14 protein-coding genes are annotated in these 15,594 nt (G+C 73.5%); 4 read left to right on the forward strand and 10 right to left on the reverse strand.

From position 1 onward, the window contains the following. Nucleotides 1-2 precede the first annotated feature (2 nt). Nucleotides 3-962: an NADP-dependent oxidoreductase gene (locus DMB42_RS36185; RefSeq protein WP_125642433.1), complete on the reverse strand. Its 960-nt coding sequence runs from the start codon at nucleotides 960-962 to the stop codon at nucleotides 3-5. 102 nt (nucleotides 963-1,064) lie between these two features. Here DMB42_RS36185 and DMB42_RS36190 point away from each other — a divergent pair, with 102 nt between their 5' ends. Beyond that, nucleotides 1,065-1,643: a TetR/AcrR family transcriptional regulator gene (locus tag DMB42_RS36190; RefSeq protein WP_125642436.1), complete on the forward strand. Its 579-nt coding sequence runs from the start codon at nucleotides 1,065-1,067 to the stop codon at nucleotides 1,641-1,643. A 10-nt stretch (nucleotides 1,644-1,653) separates the two neighbouring features. On the opposite strand, the gene DMB42_RS36195 is transcribed toward DMB42_RS36190, so the two are convergent. The 4 genes from DMB42_RS36195 to DMB42_RS36210 form a co-directional block, all read right to left on the reverse strand. Beyond that, complete coding sequence (locus tag DMB42_RS36195) at nucleotides 1,654-2,502, reverse strand: dioxygenase (protein WP_125642438.1); 849 nt, start codon at nucleotides 2,500-2,502, stop codon at nucleotides 1,654-1,656. Nucleotides 2,503-2,569: 67 nt separating this feature from the next. Continuing rightward, complete coding sequence (locus tag DMB42_RS36200) at nucleotides 2,570-3,583, reverse strand: NAD(P)/FAD-dependent oxidoreductase (RefSeq protein WP_125642442.1); 1,014 nt, start codon at nucleotides 3,581-3,583, stop codon at nucleotides 2,570-2,572. Nucleotides 3,584-3,587: 4 nt separating this feature from the next. Beyond that, nucleotides 3,588-4,109, reverse strand: a complete 522-nt coding sequence (locus tag DMB42_RS36205; RefSeq protein WP_125642445.1) for an isoprenylcysteine carboxyl methyltransferase family protein — start codon at nucleotides 4,107-4,109, stop codon at nucleotides 3,588-3,590. Nucleotides 4,110-4,150: 41 nt separating this feature from the next. Further along, nucleotides 4,151-5,203, reverse strand: coding sequence for a type III polyketide synthase (locus DMB42_RS36210; RefSeq protein ID WP_125642448.1), 1,053 nt, complete (start codon nucleotides 5,201-5,203; stop codon nucleotides 4,151-4,153). Nucleotides 5,204-5,330: 127 nt separating this feature from the next. Between DMB42_RS36210 and DMB42_RS36215 the strand changes: the two genes are divergently transcribed. Continuing rightward, on the forward strand, nucleotides 5,331-6,203 hold the full coding sequence (locus DMB42_RS36215; protein ID WP_260478149.1) for a UbiA family prenyltransferase: 873 nt from the start codon (nucleotides 5,331-5,333) through the stop codon (nucleotides 6,201-6,203). 66 nt (nucleotides 6,204-6,269) lie between these two features. On the opposite strand, the gene DMB42_RS36220 is transcribed toward DMB42_RS36215, so the two are convergent. The 3 genes from DMB42_RS36220 to DMB42_RS36230 all read right to left on the reverse strand — a co-directional run bounded on the left by DMB42_RS36220 (nucleotide 6,270) and on the right by DMB42_RS36230 (nucleotide 9,914). Further along, entirely contained in the window at nucleotides 6,270-7,421 is a 1,152-nt protein-coding gene (locus DMB42_RS36220) for an NAD(P)/FAD-dependent oxidoreductase (RefSeq protein WP_125642454.1), read from the reverse strand. Between the two features lie 52 nt (nucleotides 7,422-7,473). After that, nucleotides 7,474-9,234, reverse strand: coding sequence for a glycoside hydrolase family 15 protein (locus tag DMB42_RS36225; RefSeq protein WP_125642457.1), 1,761 nt, complete (start codon nucleotides 9,232-9,234; stop codon nucleotides 7,474-7,476). Nucleotides 9,235-9,311: 77 nt separating this feature from the next. Then, nucleotides 9,312-9,914, reverse strand: coding sequence for a YitT family protein (locus tag DMB42_RS36230; RefSeq protein ID WP_125642459.1), 603 nt, complete (start codon nucleotides 9,912-9,914; stop codon nucleotides 9,312-9,314). Between the two features lie 63 nt (nucleotides 9,915-9,977). Between DMB42_RS36230 and DMB42_RS36235 the strand changes: the two genes are divergently transcribed. Further along, nucleotides 9,978-11,408 carry a PLP-dependent aminotransferase family protein gene (locus DMB42_RS36235; RefSeq protein ID WP_125642462.1) on the forward strand — a complete coding sequence of 477 codons (1,431 nt, stop codon included), beginning with the start codon at nucleotides 9,978-9,980 and terminating at the stop codon, nucleotides 11,406-11,408. A gap of 4 nt (nucleotides 11,409-11,412) precedes the next feature. Here DMB42_RS36235 and DMB42_RS36240 read toward each other — a convergent pair whose 3' ends face one another. Continuing rightward, on the reverse strand, nucleotides 11,413-12,030 hold the full coding sequence (locus DMB42_RS36240) for a trimeric intracellular cation channel family protein (RefSeq protein ID WP_125642465.1): 618 nt from the start codon (nucleotides 12,028-12,030) through the stop codon (nucleotides 11,413-11,415). 11 nt (nucleotides 12,031-12,041) lie between these two features. Then, the gene (locus tag DMB42_RS36245; protein WP_125642468.1) at nucleotides 12,042-13,532 is read right to left on the reverse strand and encodes a peptide MFS transporter; all 1,491 of its coding nucleotides are present in this window, start codon (nucleotides 13,530-13,532) and stop codon (nucleotides 12,042-12,044) included. A 147-nt stretch (nucleotides 13,533-13,679) separates the two neighbouring features. Between DMB42_RS36245 and DMB42_RS36250 the strand changes: the two genes are divergently transcribed. Then, nucleotides 13,680-15,521 (forward strand): long-chain fatty acid--CoA ligase, encoded by a 1,842-nt coding sequence (locus DMB42_RS36250; RefSeq protein WP_125642471.1) that lies wholly within the window; start codon nucleotides 13,680-13,682, stop codon nucleotides 15,519-15,521. Nucleotides 15,522-15,594: the final 73 nt, after the last annotated feature.

Raw genomic sequence — 15,594 nt, forward strand, 5'->3', positions numbered from 1 at the left:
GGTCAGACCACGCGCAACACGATCTTCCCCTGGATGTGGCCCCGCTCGGCGCGCTCGTGCGCCCGCGGGGCCTCCTCCAGGGAGAAGACGCTGTCGACGCCGACGCGCAGCCGTCCCGCGTCGATCAGCTCGGCCAGCGCGGCCATCCCCGGCCCGTCGGAGCGCACCTGGCCGCCCCGGCGCACGATGCCGCGCCGTGCCGCCTCCTCGTCGTGGTATTCGCCGTGGAAGACCGGGCTGAGTGTGCCGCCGTCCTTGAGCACCGGCAGGAACCGGTGGCCCGCCGGGCCGCCCACGGTGTCGATCAGGCAGTCCACGTCGCGTACGACGTCCTCGGGCGCGACCTTCGTGTAGTCGAGGAACTCGGCCACGCCCAGCTCCTTCAGGAAGGTCTCGTGACGGCCCGAGGCCACGGCGATGACGTACGCGCCGAGGTCGGCGGCCAGCTGGGCGGCGAAGTGGCCGACGCCGCCGGCCGCGCCGTTGACCAGGACCCGCCTGCCGGGCCGCAGGCCGATGATGTCGTGGACGTACTGGTAGGCGGTCAGTCCGGCCATCGGCACCGCGCCCGCGGCGACGTGGTCCACCGAGGCGGGCTTGCGGGCCAGGTGGCCGACGGGGGCGGTGGTGTACTCGGCGTACCCCCTGCCGCCCAGGTCGCCGACGCGGGGGAAGCGGACGAGGCCGTAGACCTCGTCGCCCTCGGCCCACTCGGTGACGCCGGGGCCGAGGGCGGCCACGACGCCCGACACGTCCGAGCCGGGGGTGAAGGGCAGGTGGATCTCCGGGCGCATGGACGCCGGGATGTTCGCGAAACCCCGCCGAGCGTACCAGTCGGGCGGGTTGATCGCGGCGGCGTGCACCCGGACCAGGACCTCGCCGGGACCCGGTTCGGGCAGGGGCACCTCCTCCAGCTTCAGGACCTCGGGGCCGCCGACCTCGTGCACGCGGATGGCCTTCATCGTCGATTCTCCTCAGGGAGCCGGGCGCCGCTATGATGCGGAGCAGTGTTCCGGATCATAATCGGAGCACTGCTCCGCTTGTCAATCTCCGGAAGGTACCGGATGACCGAAACACCCCGTAACCGGCGCGCGGACGCCCAGCGCAACCGCGAGCGCATCCTGGCCGTGGCCGCCGCCGTCATCGAGGAGCAGGGCACCGAGGCGTCCCTGCGCGACGTCGCCCGCCGCGCCGAGGTCGGCCTGGGCACGCTCTACCGGCACTTCCCGACCAGGGAGGCGCTGCTCGAAGCGCTGCTGCGGCAGCGCTTCGACCGGCTCGCCGAACGCGCCCAGGCGCTGGACGGCGCCGCCGAGCCGCACGAGGCGCTGGTGGAGTGGCTGCGCGCGTTCGTCGCGGGCGCGGGCGCCTACCGGGGGCTGGCCGCCTCGATGATGGCCACGATCAACGACGAGGGCTCACCGCTGCACGCCTCCTGCCACGCCATGCGCCAGGCGGGCGGCCGGTTGCTGGAACGCGCCCAGGCCACCGGCGACGTCCGCGCCGACGTGACGGGGCTCGACCTGTTCGCGCTGGCCAGCGCCGTGAGCTGGATGCTCGACCAGGCGCCCTCGCTGGCCGCCCGCGGCGACCACCTCTTCGGGCTGGTCATGGACGGCCTGCGCCCGCCACCCGGCGGCTGACCGGCGGGTCTCAGCCGGCCCAGCCGATCGGCACCAGCCGCACGTCGAACTCGATCTCCTCGTACGGCCGGTCCATCCCCCACCCCCCGGTACGCGGCACCGGACGCCGTACGAGCTCCTCCTTGACCGCGAACGCGGCGTCGGAGCCCAGGTAGGGGTCGCCGGCCAGGAACACGTGCGTGGTCAGCGGCCGATGGCCGGGCGCGGTGACCTGGTAGTGCAGGTGGGCGGGACGCATGGGGTGCCGCCCGGACGCGCGCAGCAGCCGTCCCGCGGTGCCGTCGGCGGGCACCGGGTAGCTGCTCGGGCGGATCGTACGGAACCAGTAACGGCCCTGCTCGTCGGTGGTGAACAGGCCGCGCAGGTTGCCGGGCTCCTGGGCGTCGTCCTGGCTGTCGTACAGGCCGTTGTCGCCGGCCTGCCACAGGTCGACGGCCGCGCCGGGCAGCGGGACGCCGTCGCAGTCGAGCACCCGCCCGTGCACCACCATGGGCACGCCGCGCCCGCGTTCGGGCCCGTGGCTGAGCCACGCGCCGGGCTCGCGCGCCGGGGCGGGGGAGTGGAAGGGGCCCTCGACGGAGGAGGGCGTCATGTTCTCCGGGCCGGCGTGGTTGACCTCGTCCACGGCGGAGGTCAGGCCGAGCATGTCCGACAACAACACGAACTCGTCGCGGTCCGGCGTGCACCACCGGCCGGTCTCGGCGAGGAAGGCGAGCCCGGCCCGCCACTCGGCCTCGGTGGGGCGCACCTCCGCCACGAACGCGTGCAGGTGGGCGACCAGCGCGGAGACGATCTCGTTCACCCGCGGGTCGGGGCCGTCGACCTGGGCCAGCACCTGCCGTACGAGCTTGTCCGTCATGGCGACCGTCCTTCGGGGGGACCGTGTGTGTTCATTATCGGCACACCGCCGGGCCGGCGGGGAAGGCTCAGGCCAGCACCCTGACCACGCCGGTGAACAGGCGGGGCAGCCGGCGCGCCGCGGGCACCACCAGGCGGGCCGTGCCGGGGCGGCGGGCGGCCTGGACCAGTGCGCCCGTCAGCAGCCTGTGCGTACGCGACAGGCGCAGCCACGCGCCCTCGTAGTCCTCCGGACGCCCCGCCGCCAGGCACCCGACCAGCACCTCCGCCGAGCGCACGGCCAGCGAGACGCCCTCGCCGGTGAGCGCGTCCACGTAGCCGGCCGCGTCGCCGACCAGCAGGACCCGGCCGGCCCGGCGGGCCCGTACGGCCTGGCGCAGCGGGCCCGCGCCGCGCACCGGCGTGACGGCCGGGCCGTCCAGGCGGCGGGCCAGGCCGGGGAAGCCGCGCAGGTGGTCCTCGAAGCCGCGCCGCGCCGAGCTGAGGACCGCGACGCCGACCAGGTCGTCGCCGACCGGCGTGACGTACGCCTCGCCCGCGCCCGACCAGTGGACCTCGACGAAGTCGCTCCACGGCTCGATCCGGTAGTGCCTGCGCAGGCCGTACCGGCGGGGGCCGCGTACCGGCAGGTCGAGGCCGAGCGAGCGGCGCAGCGGGGAGTGCAGGCCGTCGGCGGCCACCAGCCAGCGGGCCCGCAGCCCGCCCGCGGACACGCCGTCCCGGTCCTGCTCGGCGCGGGCGATCCGGCCGGTGACCGTCTTGACGCCCAGTTCGGCGGCCCGCTGCGACAGCGCCGCGTGCAGGCTCGTACGCCGGACGCCGAGCCCCGGCCCGGCGGCGAAGGCGGCCCGCGCCTCCCGCCGGCCGTCGAGGTAGTGGATGCCGCGGAACCCCCGCCCGGCGACCGGCACCCCCATCGCCGCCAGCGCGGCCACCCCGCCCGGCATGACACCCTCGCCGCACGCCTTGTCCACCGGCCCGGCACGCGGCTCGACGACGACCGCCTCCATCCCGGCCAGCGCCGCGTGGATGGCCGTCGCCAGCCCCGCCGGTCCGCCGCCCGCGACCAGTACGTCGATCACCGGCTCACCCCCTGGCCACGAGGGCGAGCGCGGCGTTCTCGCACCGGATGCGCACCACCATCAGCGCGGCGTTGAGCAGCGTGAACGCCAGCGCCGTCAGCCAGGCCGTGTGCACCAGCGGCAGCGCCAGCCCCTCGGCCGCCACCGCCACGTAGTTGGGGTGCCGCAACCACGGGAACCGGTACGGCCCGCCCGTCACCAGCGGCAGCCCCGGCACCACGATCACCTGCGTGTTCCACCGCGGCCCGAGCGCGGTGACGCACCACCACCGCAACCCCTGGGCCGCCACGACCAGCACGAGCATCGGCCAGCCCAGCGCGGGCAGGAACGGCCGTCCGGCCAGGGCCACCTCCAGCGGCGCGCACACCAGCACCCCGGTGTGCAGGGCCACCATCCACGGATAGTGCCCCCGCCCGGTCACGACGCCGCCGCGCGCCATGCTCCAGGCGGCGTTGCGCCTGGCGACGACCAGCTCGGCCAGGCGTTCCAGGCCGACGAGCACGATGAGCACCAGATACCAGGTCACAGGTCAACCACCAGCGGAGTCGAGGGATCGTGGACGGGCGCCTACCAGCGCAGCATGACGAGCTCGGAGCAGAATCCGGGGCCCATCGCGATGACCAGCCCCCACGTCCCCGGGGCCCGCGGCCCGGCGGCCAGGGTCTCGCCGAGCACGTGCAGGACCGAGGACGACGACAGGTTGCCGTGGGCGGCCAGCGAGCGCCACGTCACGTCGAGCGCGCCCACGGGCAGCTCCAGCGCCTCCGAGACCGCCTCCAGCACCTTCGGACCACCCGGATGGCACACCCACGCCGTCACGTCCCCGGCCGTGATCCCGTGCTCGGCCAGGAGCCCGTGCACGTCGTCGGCCAGGTAACGGCGGACCACGTCGGGCACGCTGGCGTCCAGCATCACCCGGAAGCCGGTGTCGCCCACCTGCCAGCCCATGACGTGCTCGGATCCGGGATACAGGTGGCTGCGGGTGGCGACCACCGAGGGCCCGGCCGTGGCGCGTTCGCCGCCGCAGGCCACGACGGCCGCCGCGCCGTCGCCGAACAGCGCGCCGGCGACCAGGTTCGCCGGTGAGGAGTCGCCACGCTGCAGGGTCAGCGAGCACAACTCCACCGACAGCAGCACGGCCACGTGGTCCGGCCAGCCGCGCAGGTAGTCGTGCAGCCTGGCGATGCCCGCCGCGCCGGCCACGCAGCCCAGGCCGAAGACGGGCACCCGCTTGACGTCGGGCCGCAGGCCCAGCGCGGCGGCCAGCCGGGCGTCCACGGACGGCGCGGCGATGCCGGTCACCGACGTGAACATGATCATGTCCACGTCGGCCGGTTCCAGGCCGGCGGCGTCCAGGGCCGCCTTCACGCTCTCCAGTCCCAGCTCGACGGCCACGGAGACGAAGGCGTCGTTGGCGGCGCCGAAGCCGTCCAGCTTCTCGTACCGGTCGATCGGGAGGGCGAGGTTGCGGTACTCCACGCGCGCGCCGCGGTGCAGGCGGTCGATGAGGCGGCGGTCGGCGTTGTCGGGGAGGCACAGGCGGGCGGCCATGTCGGTGAGCTCGGACTGTGGATACCGGTGAGGAGGGAACGCGCAACGGACTGCGGAGATTCGGGTCATGCAGTGCTCCCTCGACAGGTCGCCCACAACGTCTCACTCCCCGCACGCTTCCCGCCCCGATGGTCATTTAAGCCATACGCGGCGTGTGGGAATTCTCGCCGGGTATCTCCGGGTCTACGATCGCGGTGTGACCGACCCGGACCCCGCGGGCGTCACCGTCGTACGCGGCGGGCCGGTCCGTACGGCCGTCGCGCTGGCGCTGGCCTGCCATCCGGGCCCCACCGTGGCCGTGACCGCCCTGGTCACCGCGCTGGCCGTGGCGTCGGGCCGGGACGCGGCCGGCTGCGTGCTGGTGGCCGCCGCCGTGCTGGCGGGTCAGTTGTCGGTCGGCTGGTGCAACGACGCCGTGGACGCCGCCCGGGACGCCGCCGCCGGGCGCGCGGGCAAACCGGCCGCCGACGGCACGGTGAGCGTGACCGCCGTACGGGTGGCCGCGCTGGTGGCGCTGGCCTGCTGCGTGCCGCTGTCGCTGGCCTCGGGCCGGTCGGCGGGCCTGCTGCACCTCGCGGGCGTACTGGGAGCCTGGGGGTACGACCTGGGGCTCAAGGCCACCGTCCTGTCGTGGGCGCCGTACGCGGCCGGGTTCGGCGTGTTGCCGGCGTTCGTGACGCTGGGGCTGCCCGGGGAGCCGTGGCCGGCGTGGTGGGCCGTGGCCGCCGCGGCGCTGCTCGGCGTGGGGGCGCACCTGGCCAACGTGCTGCCCGACATCGAGGGCGACCTGGCGACCGGCGTACGCGGGTGGCCGCAGCGCCTCGGGGCGGCGCGGGTGCGGCTGCTGGTGCCCGTGCCGCTGCTGGCCGCCACCTGCCTGCTCGTCCTCGGGCCCGCGGGGGACCCCGGCCTCGCGGGGTGGCTCGCCATGGCGGCCGCCGCCGTGCTCGCGGCCGGGGGAGTGCTGCTGGCGGGCCGGTCCGCGCGGGCGCCGTTCGCCGCCGCCGTGGCCGTGGCGGCCGTGGACGTCCTCCTGCTGCTCGCCAACGGCGCCGTACTCACAGCCTGACGGCGGCCGGGCGCGCCGAACAGGCGGCACGGCCCGGCGACCCCCGCCGACCTGGCCACCGGGGGGTCAGCGGGACAGGCCGGTCGCGCCGCGGAGCCAGCGCAGTCCCACCGCCAGGGCCAGCGGCGCGGGCACCGTCCCGGCCCCGAGCCCCACCTCCACCAGCAGGTCGAACACCTCCTTGCGGCGCGCGGCGGTCGCGATCGCCGCGTCGATGAACCCCGGCGACTGCGCCAGCCTGGCCAGTACGTCGGTCGTGCGCAGATGCCGCCCGAGCGCGCCACGCAGCTTGCCCCGGTAGCGCGTCAGCGGGTCGTCCGGCGACTCCAGCGCCGCCTCGGCCGCCAGCCGCCCCGACAGCAGCGCGTAGTAGATGCCCTCGCCGGTGAGCGGGTTGATCAGCCCCGCCGCGTCCCCGGCGAGCAGGACGCGCCCGGCCCCCGGCGCGGGCCGCCCGGTCGACAGCGGCAGGTGGTGGGCGCGCAGCTCGCGGGCGGGCCGGTCGGGCAGCAGCTCGGCCAGCCGCCCGTGCAGCACCTGGCGGCCGGGCGCCCCCGCCGCCCGCAGCCGGGGCAGCAACATGCCGAACCCGACGTTGGCGGTGCCGTCGCCGATCGGGAACGACCACGCGTAGGCCGGCCAGCCCGCCCGCTGCATGGCGATGAGCTGCACGTCGTCGGACTCGGGCACGTCGGCGTAGCCCCGTACGGCCAGGGCGGTGTGCCGTTCGGCCGCCGCGGGCAGCCCGATCAGCCGGCGCACCGCCGAGTTGGCCCCGTCGGCCGCCACCACCGTACGGGCCCGCAACCGCCCGTCGAGGACCACCCAGGACCCGTCGGGCACCAGCTCCCTGACGCGGTGGCGGCGTACCTCGACGCCCCTGGCCCGGGCGGCCTCGACCAGCCGCGCGTCGAACACCCGGCGCGGCACCACGTGGTTGGGCCGCGCGGCCTCGGCCGAGACGCGCAGCCCGCCCGGCGAGACCACGGTCAGCCGGGGCGTGGGCCGGTAGTCGTCGATGAGCGCGGGCAGCCCGAGCAGCGCCAGCTCGTCGCGCCCGTGCGCGGCGATGCCGTCGCCGCACGGCTTGTCGCGGGGGAAGCCGGACCGGTCGAGCAGGAGCACGCGCAGGTCCGGCCGTAGTTGCGCGGCCCGTAGCGCCGCCGCCGAGCCCGCCGGTCCCGCGCCCACGCCGGCCAGGTCCCACTCCTCACCCATGCGAGGTCTGTCCCACTCCGCGCGGGGCCGGAAACCCGTTCCGGCCCGCGCGTCACGCCCGTGACAGGGCGCGGGCGGCGTGGATCAGCGGCACGTGGCTGAACGCCTGCGGGAAGTTGCCCACCAGCCGTCCGTAGCGGGGGTCGTACTCCTCGGCCAGCAGGCCGACGTCGTTGCGCAGGCCGAGGAGGCGTTCGAACAGCTCCTCGGCCTCCTCCTTGCGCCCCTGCATCGCCATCACCTCCACCAGCCAGAAGCTGCACGCCAGGAACGCGCCCTCCCCGCCGGGCAGGCCGTCGACGTCGTTGTCGGCGGCCAGCGGATACCGCAGGACGAACCCGTCGGACATGAGCTCCTTCTCGATCGCCGCGACCGTGCCCACCACGCGGGGGTCGTCGTGCGGCAGGAAACCCACGACCGGGATCATCAGCAGCGCCGCGTCCAGCTCCGACGACCCGTACGACTGGGTGAAGGTGTTGCGCCGCGGGTCGTAGCCCTTGTCGCAGATCTCGGCGTGGATCACGTCGCGCAGCGTGCGCCACTTGTCCACCGGCCCGGTACGGCCGAACCTCTCGACGTACTGGACGGCCCGGTCGAGGGCGACCCAGCACATCACCTTGGAGTGCACGAAGTGCCGGCGTGGGCCGCGCACCTCCCACAGGCCCTCGTCGGGCTCGTCCCAGTGGTCCTCCACGTAGTCGAGGAGCTGGCGCTGGATCGTCCAGGCGCGGTCGTCGGCGGCCAGGCCGCGGGTGCGGGAGACGTACAGGCAGTTCATCACCTCGCCGTAGACGTCGAGCTGGAGCTGCTGGACCGCCTCGTTGCCGATGCGGACCGGGCGGGAGCCCTCGTAGCCGTCCAGCCAGTCGAGGCGCAGCTCGGGCAGGCGGCGCTCGCCGGCGACGCCGTACATGATCTGCAGGTCCTGGGGGCGTCCGGCGATGGTGCGCAGCAACCAGGAACGCCAGTCGGCGGCCTCCTCCAGGTAGCCCGAGCTGATCAGCGCGTCGAGCGTCATCGTCGCGTCGCGCAGCCAGCAGAACCGGTAGTCCCAGTTGCGCACGCCGCCGATGTCCTCGGGCAGCGACGTGGTCGGCGCGGCCACGATGCCGCCGGTCGGCGCGTACGTCAGGCCCTTCAGCGTGATCAGCGACCGCGTCACCGCCTCCCGGTACGGGCCCTCGTAGGCGCACCGGGCCACCCACCCGGTCCACATCGCCTCGGTCTCGGCGAGCTGCTCGGAGGCGTCGATGCGCGGCGGCATCGGCTCGTGCGAGGGATGCCAGGTGAACACGAACGGCAGCCGGTCGCCCGCCTCGACGGTGAACGTGGCCCGGTGGGCGTAGTCGCCGCCCTTGAGCGGGACGGGGGAGTGCAGCCACACCGAGTCGGGGCCGCCGACGGCCTGGAGGTGGCCGTTCGTGCGGCGCACCCACGGCACGATGCGCCCGTAGTCGAAGCGCACGCGGAGCTGGGTGGAGACCTCGACGCTGCCGGAGACCCCCTCGACGATGCGCACGACGTCGGGGTTGCGGTCGCGCGGCGGCATGAAGTCGATCACCCGTACCGTGCCGGTCGGGGTGTCCCACTCGCTCTCCAGGATGAGTGTGTCGGGCCGGTAGCGGCGGCGGGTGGCCGGACTCCGGCCCGTCGGACCCAGCCACCAGTGGCCGTTGCGCTCGCTGCCGAGCAGGGCCGCGAAGCACGAGGGGGAGTCGAACCTGGGCAGGCAGAGCCAGTCGATCGAACCGTCCCTCGCCACCAGCGCGGCCGACTGCATGTCTCCGATCAGCGCGTAGTCCTCAATCCGCATGCCGAAGACGCTACTCGCGCGGCGGTGATCCCGCGCCGGGTCCGCTCCTGTCGCGTCAGGACGGGCCCGGCGCCGGATCACGACAGGGGGAACCAGCGCATGAACAGCTGGGTCAGCGGCCCGATGGCCAGGCCGAAGACGAGGGTGCCGACGCCGACCTGGCCGCCGAGCAGCCAGCCCGCGGCCAGGACGGTGATCTCGATGAGGAAGCGGCCGAGCCGTACCGACAGGCCGAGTCGTACCAGGCCGGTCATGATGCCGTCGCGCGGGCCGGGGCCGAGGCCGGCGCCGATGTAGAGCACGGTGGCCAGCGCGATCGAGACGACGCCGAGCGCCACGTACAAGGACTGCAGGGCCAGGTGCGACGGCGTGGGCAGGACGAAGATCGCGGCGTCGGCGAACAGGCCGAGGAACACGACGTTGCTGATCGTGCCGAGGCCGGGCCGCTGGCGCAGCGGGATCCACAGCAGCATGACCAGGGCGCCCACGCCGATGATGACCGTGCCGATGGACACGCCCGCCCTGAGCGCCAGTCCCTGGTGGAAGACGTCCCAGGGGTCGTTGCCGAGCCCGGACTCGACCTGGAGGCCGATGCCGGCTCCGTACAGGGCCAGGCCACCATAGAGACGTACGAGCCGGGCGGGCAGGGAACCCGGGCGTGGGAGGCTTGCTTCACTCATGATGGCCCCACAGTGGCATGCAGTGAAGTTGTCAAAACAGGGCCAATCAGGGAAAGTGGCCTTATGAGGCATTTGTCGGCAGGACAAGTGGCCCGGCTGGCCGACATCGATCCGGCCGCCCGGCCGTACTACCGCGCCCTCGCCGACGGCGTACGCGCGCTCATCATGGACGGCCAGATCCCGGTACGCGTCCGCATGCCCGCCGAACGCCACCTGGCCGAGACCCTGGGCGTCAGCCGTACGACCGTCACCTCGGCCTACGACCTGCTGCGCGAGCGCGGCTACCTGGAGAGCAGGCAGGGCTCGGGCAGCTGGACGACCCTGCCCGACCCGGCCACCGCCGGCGAGAACCCGTGGCTCAGCACCGGCGACGACGGCCTGATCCAGCTCCACTGCGCCGCCCCGTCCGCGCCGTCCGCGCTGCGCGAGGCCATGACCGAGGCCGTGGACGACCTGCCCAGGTACGGCATGGGCAACGGCTACGACCCCATGGGCCTGCCGGTCCTGCGCGAACGGATCGCCGCCCGCTACACCGAGCGCGGCCTGGCCACCAGGCCCGAGCAGATCGTCGTCACCACCGGCTCCCAGCACGCCATCCAGCTCGTCGCCGGCCTGCTGATCAGGCCGGGCGAGGCCGTCATGGTCGAGTCGCCGACCTACCCGCACGCCATCGACGTGGCCCGCCGGCACGGCGCCCGGATCGTGCCCTTCGGCATCTCGAACGAGGGCTGGCAGCCCGACCTGATGTCGGCCGCCATGCGGCAGTCGGGCGCCCGCCTGGCCTACCTCATGCCCGACTTCCACAACCCCACCGGCGCCCTAATGGACGACGCCACCCGCGCCGCCGTCACCGGCGCGGCCCGCCGCAACGACACCATCCTGCTGGTGGACGAGACCTGGAGCGAACTGGCCATCGACGAGGTGCCGCGCACCGCGCCCATGGCCGCCTTCGACAACGACAGCCGGGTGATCAGCATCGGCTCGGCGTCCAAGCTGTGGTGGGGCGGCCTGCGCATGGGCTGGATCCGCACCACCGCGGCCCTGGCCCGGCGGCTGGCCCGCCACCGCGCGGCCGTCGACATCGCCAGCCCGGTCCTGGAGCAACTGATCACCGCCCGCCTGTTCGACAGGCTGGAGGAGACCCGCGCCGAACGCCGCCGCCGGCTGCGCGCCTCGCGCGCGGCGCTGGTCACCGCGCTGGCCCGGCACCTGCCGGAGTGGACGTACACGATGCCGGGCGGGGGCGGCTCGTTGTGGCTGCGGCTCAACGGCGACACCTCCACCTCGCTCGCCGAGGCCGCCGCCTCCCATGGCGTACGCCTGGCGCCCGGGCCCTGGTTCGGCCTGGAAGGCACCCTGGAGGGCTACCTGCGGGTGCCGTTCACCCTGCCGCCCGAGACCGTGGCCGACGCCGTCGCCCGCATCTGCCAGGCCCGCGCCCACGGTCCCACGGGCGTGGGCCCGCAGCCCGACTCCCTCGTGCCGATGGTGTGAGGCCCTAGGCGGCGGGGTCCTCGGCGCCCTTGGCGACCGGGGCCCGCCAGCCGCGGCGCATCGCGGTGATGCGCAGCCCGAAGGCCACCACCGCCGCCGCCAGCGTGGCCGGCCAGCCGTGCAGGCCCGCCGTCGACAGGCCCGCCATCACGGCCGAGCCCAGCAGGGCGGGCACGGCGTAGAGCTGGCGGTCGTACAGCAGCGTAGGGATCGCGCCGGCCAGCACGTCGCGGATCACGCCGCCGCCGACGGCCGTCGTGACTCCGAGGACGGTGGCGTGCAGGGGGCTGAGGCCGTACTCCAGGGCCTTGGCGGTGCCGACGGCCGAGAACAGGCCGAGGCCCGCCGCGTCGAGCACGAGGATGACGGGCATCACGCGGGCCACGTGCGGATGCCAGTAGAAGACGATCACCGTGGCGGCCACCGGCACGAGCACGTAACCCAGGCTCTGGAACGCGGCCGGCCGCACGTTGAGAATCAGGTCGCGGACGATGCCGCCGCCGAGCGCGGTCATCTCGGCCAGCACGCCCATCCCGACCACGTCGAGCCGCTTGCGCACACCCATGAGCGCACCGGTCAGTGCGAAAACAAAAATACCGACAAGGTCGAGGATTTCAGACACGATGGAGATTTTTACCGTATCGGAGGCATGGCCGCCGCATGGTAGTGCTCGGCCATGAGCACCCGCAGCTTGCGCGTGAACAGGAACAGCGCCAGCCCGGCCACGATCGCCATGATCGCCAGCACCAGGTAGTACGCCGGGTCGGACAGGTAGTGGCTGAGCCGCCCGGTCTGCCCGCCGACCGCGTCGCCCACCGACACCGCGATGAACCAGATCCCCAGCATCTGCCCCTTGAACGCCTCGGGCGCCAGCTTCGTCGTCACCGACAACCCGACCGGGCTCAGCGACAACTCGCCGAACACCTGGATCAGGTAGACCAGCACCAGCCACCACACCGACACCCGCCCGCCGGTCGCCAGCGAGGCGGCCAGCGCCATCACCACGAAGCTCAGCCCCACCATGACCAGCGCGAACCCGAACTTCTGCGGCGTGCTCACCCGCACCCCCAGCTTCACCCACAACGCCGCGAACACCGGTACGAAGATCATGATGAACAGCGGGTTGAACGACTGCGTCGTCGCGGCCTGGATCGGCAACCCGAACAACGACAACTGCGTGTGGTCGGCGGCGAAGAACAGCAGCTTGCTCGGCGCCAGGTCGTAGATCATCCAGAAGATCGAGGCCGCCACGAACAACCAGACGTAGGCCTTCATCCGGCCGCGTTCCTCGCCGGTGAGGCTGTGGCTGCCCATGAGGATGTAGGTGAAGTACGCCACGGGCACGATCAGGATGACGATCGTGATCGCCAGGGCCAGGCGGTCGATCGTGAGCATGCCGGTGGCCGCCCACGGGCCGAGCGCCGCGGCCGTCACGGCCGCGCCCAGCCCGGCCAGGCGGCCGAACCGGCGGCGCTCGGGCGGGGTCAGGCGGATGCCGGGCCGCTCGCCGATGCCGCGCAGGTTGCGCCCGCCCCACACGTACTGGAGGAGGCCGAGGGCCATGCCGACCGCGGCGGCGCTGAAGCCCAGGTGCCAGCGGTCGCCGGCGGCCAGCCAGCCGACGACCAGGGGCGCGAAGAAGGCGCCCAGGTTGATGCCCAGGTAGAACAGGGAGAAGCCGGCGTCCCTGCGGCCGTCCTCGTCCTCGTTGTAGAGGCGGCCGACCATGACCGAGATGTTCGGCTTGAGCAGGCCGGTGCCGCTGATGATCAGCAGCAGCCCGAGCCAGACGAAGAACGAGGTCGTCACCGGGATCGCCATGCTGATGTGGCCCAGCATGATGACGAACCCGCCCCAGAACACCGACCTGCGCGCCCCCAGGATGCGGTCGGCGATCCAGCCGCCGGGCAACGCCACCAGGTAGATCAGCGCGCCGTAGACGCCGACCACCGCCTGCGCGGTCTCCTGCGACATGCCGAGGCCCTTGTGGGCCGGCGAGGCCGCCATGAACGTGGCCAGGATCGCGCGCAGGCCGTACCAGCTGAAGCGCTCCCACATCTCGGTGGAGAACAACGTCGCCAGGCCCCACGGATGCCCGAAGAAGGTCCTTCCGCCCTTGCTCATCGCACCCTCCCGCGACACGTACGGCATCTGGTCGATCACTCTACGTGAACGGGCCCGTCGTTTCCCGCCAAGGTCTTGCCGCTGCCCAGAGGGTGTGGTGCGATGCATGCCACCTGTGCAAGTGATTACTGACTGGAGGCGGGTGCCATGGCCGAAGTCCTCGAGGTGCGGGCCGGGATCGAGCGCGAGATCGCCGGTCGCACGGTCTGCGAACAGCTCAGGCAGGTGGCCGACCGGCACCCTGACGCACCCGCCTACTCCGACCCCGACGGCGACGGCTGGTCCACCCTGACCTACGGCCAGGCGCGGCGGCGCATCCTGGAGATCGCGGCCGGCTTCGCCGCCCTCGGCCTGGAACGCGGCGAAGCCGTGGCGATCATGATGGTCAACCGGAGCGAACACGTCCTCGCCGACCTCGGCGCGGTGCACGCCGGCGGCGTGGGCTGCACGGTCTACTCGACGTTCGCGCCCGAGCAGATCGTGTTCGTGGCCGGTGACGTGGGCGCCCGCTTCGCCGTGCTCGGCGGCCCGGCCGAGCTGGCCCGCTGGGAGCCGGTGCTCGACCGCCTCGACGGCCTGCGCCGGATCATCATGCGCGAGGGCGCCCCCGACGACGACCGCTTCATGTCCTGGGCCGACTTCCTCGACCTGGGTCGCGCCCGCCTGGCCGAGGACGAGGCCGCCGTCGAGGCCCGCTCACGGCAGGTCGCCCCCGGCGACGTCGTCACCGTGCTCTACACCTCCGGCACCACCGGCATGCCCAAGGGCGTGCCGCTCACCCACGTCAACGTCTTCTACGAGGTCGCCGCCACCGACCGCCTCACGGCGCTGCCGGTCCACGGCACCCAGATCTCCTACCTCACCTACGCCCACATCGCCGAGCGCATCCTCAGCCTCTACCTCCCACTGGTCAAGATGTCGCACGTGCACTTCTGCACCGACCTGGCCAACCTCGGCGCCACGCTCGGCCAGGTCAGGCCGATGATGTTCTTCGGGGTGCCGCGCGTGTGGGAGAAGATGATGGCCCGGCTGCTCGCCGTGCTCGCCACGCAGCCGGAGGAGCAGCAGGCGGCCGTACGTGAGGCCATGGCCGCCGGCGCCGCCCACGTCGAGGCCGGCCAGTACGGCGGCACGATCACCCCCGAGATCCAGGCCGCCTACGACAAGGCGGACGCGTCCCTGCTGTCGGTCATCCGCGGCATGATCGGCTTCGACCGCGCCGAATGGACCGCCACCGGCGCCGCCCCCCTGCCCGCCGAGGTGCAGCACTTCTACGCCGGCCTCGGACTCAAGGTCATCGACGTCTACGGCATGACCGAGACCACCGGCGCGTTCACCGGCAACAGCCCCTCCTGCTACCGCCTGGGCACCGTCGGCAGGGCCGAGCCCGGCGTCGAGGTCCGCATCGCCGAGGACGGCGAGATCCTCACCCGCAGCCCGCTCAACACCGGCGCCTACCTCAACCGCCCCGAGGCCACCGCCGAACTGCTCGACGCCGAGGGCTGGCTGCACACCGGCGACATCGGCACGGTCGACGACGACGGCTTCTACCGCGTCGTCGACCGCAAGAAGGAGCTCATCATCACGGCGGGCGGCGAGAACGTCTCGCCCGCTGAGATCGAGAACCACCTCAAGGAACACCTGCTCGTCGGCCAGGCCCTCGCCTACGGCGACAACCGCCCCCACCCGGTGGCCGTGCTGACCCTCGACGGCGAGACCGCGCCGGGCTGGGCGCGGGCCCGCGGCATCGCCTTCACCTCACTCGCCGAACTGGCCGGGCACCCCGACGTGCTCAAGGAGGTCACGGCCGCCGTCGAGGCCGCCAACGCCAAGCTGGCCAGGGTGCAGCAGGTCAAGCGGTGGGCCCTGCTCGGCACCGAGTGGACCGCCGAGACCGAGGAGCTAACCCCCAGCCTGAAGCTGAAGCGCCGCGTCATCCACGCCAAGTACGCCGACGTCATCGACTCCCTCTACGGCGAGCCGCGCTGACCCCCGCCGACCCCCGGGCCCCGGTGGCTTTGCCATAAGGGGTGCGTGTCGCGGTCCTGGTCATGACCGGGCG

The sequence above is a fragment of the Nonomuraea sp. WAC 01424 genome (assembly GCF_003947315.1).
In the GTDB taxonomy this organism is placed as follows: Bacteria; Actinomycetota; Actinomycetes; order Streptosporangiales; family Streptosporangiaceae; genus Nonomuraea; species Nonomuraea spiralis.

What these genes read in the sequence shown, in the direction of transcription:
- DMB42_RS36185 (WP_125642433.1), bottom strand. Translation starts at nt 962, where the DNA reads ATGAAGGCCATCCGCGTGCACGAGGTCGGCGGCCCCGAGGTCCTGAAG.
- DMB42_RS36190 (WP_125642436.1), top strand. Translation starts at nt 1,065, where the DNA reads ATGACCGAAACACCCCGTAACCGGCGCGCGGACGCCCAGCGCAACCGC.
- DMB42_RS36195 (WP_125642438.1), bottom strand. Translation starts at nt 2,502, where the DNA reads ATGACGGACAAGCTCGTACGGCAGGTGCTGGCCCAGGTCGACGGCCCC.
- DMB42_RS36210 (WP_125642448.1), bottom strand. Translation starts at nt 5,203, where the DNA reads ATGACCCGAATCTCCGCAGTCCGTTGCGCGTTCCCTCCTCACCGGTAT.
- DMB42_RS36220 (WP_125642454.1), bottom strand. Translation starts at nt 7,421, where the DNA reads ATGGGTGAGGAGTGGGACCTGGCCGGCGTGGGCGCGGGACCGGCGGGC.
- DMB42_RS36225 (WP_125642457.1), bottom strand. Translation starts at nt 9,234, where the DNA reads ATGCGGATTGAGGACTACGCGCTGATCGGAGACATGCAGTCGGCCGCG.
- DMB42_RS36230 (WP_125642459.1), bottom strand. Translation starts at nt 9,914, where the DNA reads ATGAGTGAAGCAAGCCTCCCACGCCCGGGTTCCCTGCCCGCCCGGCTC.
- DMB42_RS36235 (WP_125642462.1), top strand. Translation starts at nt 9,978, where the DNA reads ATGAGGCATTTGTCGGCAGGACAAGTGGCCCGGCTGGCCGACATCGAT.
- DMB42_RS36245 (WP_125642468.1), bottom strand. Translation starts at nt 13,532, where the DNA reads ATGAGCAAGGGCGGAAGGACCTTCTTCGGGCATCCGTGGGGCCTGGCG.
- DMB42_RS36250 (WP_125642471.1), top strand. Translation starts at nt 13,680, where the DNA reads ATGGCCGAAGTCCTCGAGGTGCGGGCCGGGATCGAGCGCGAGATCGCC.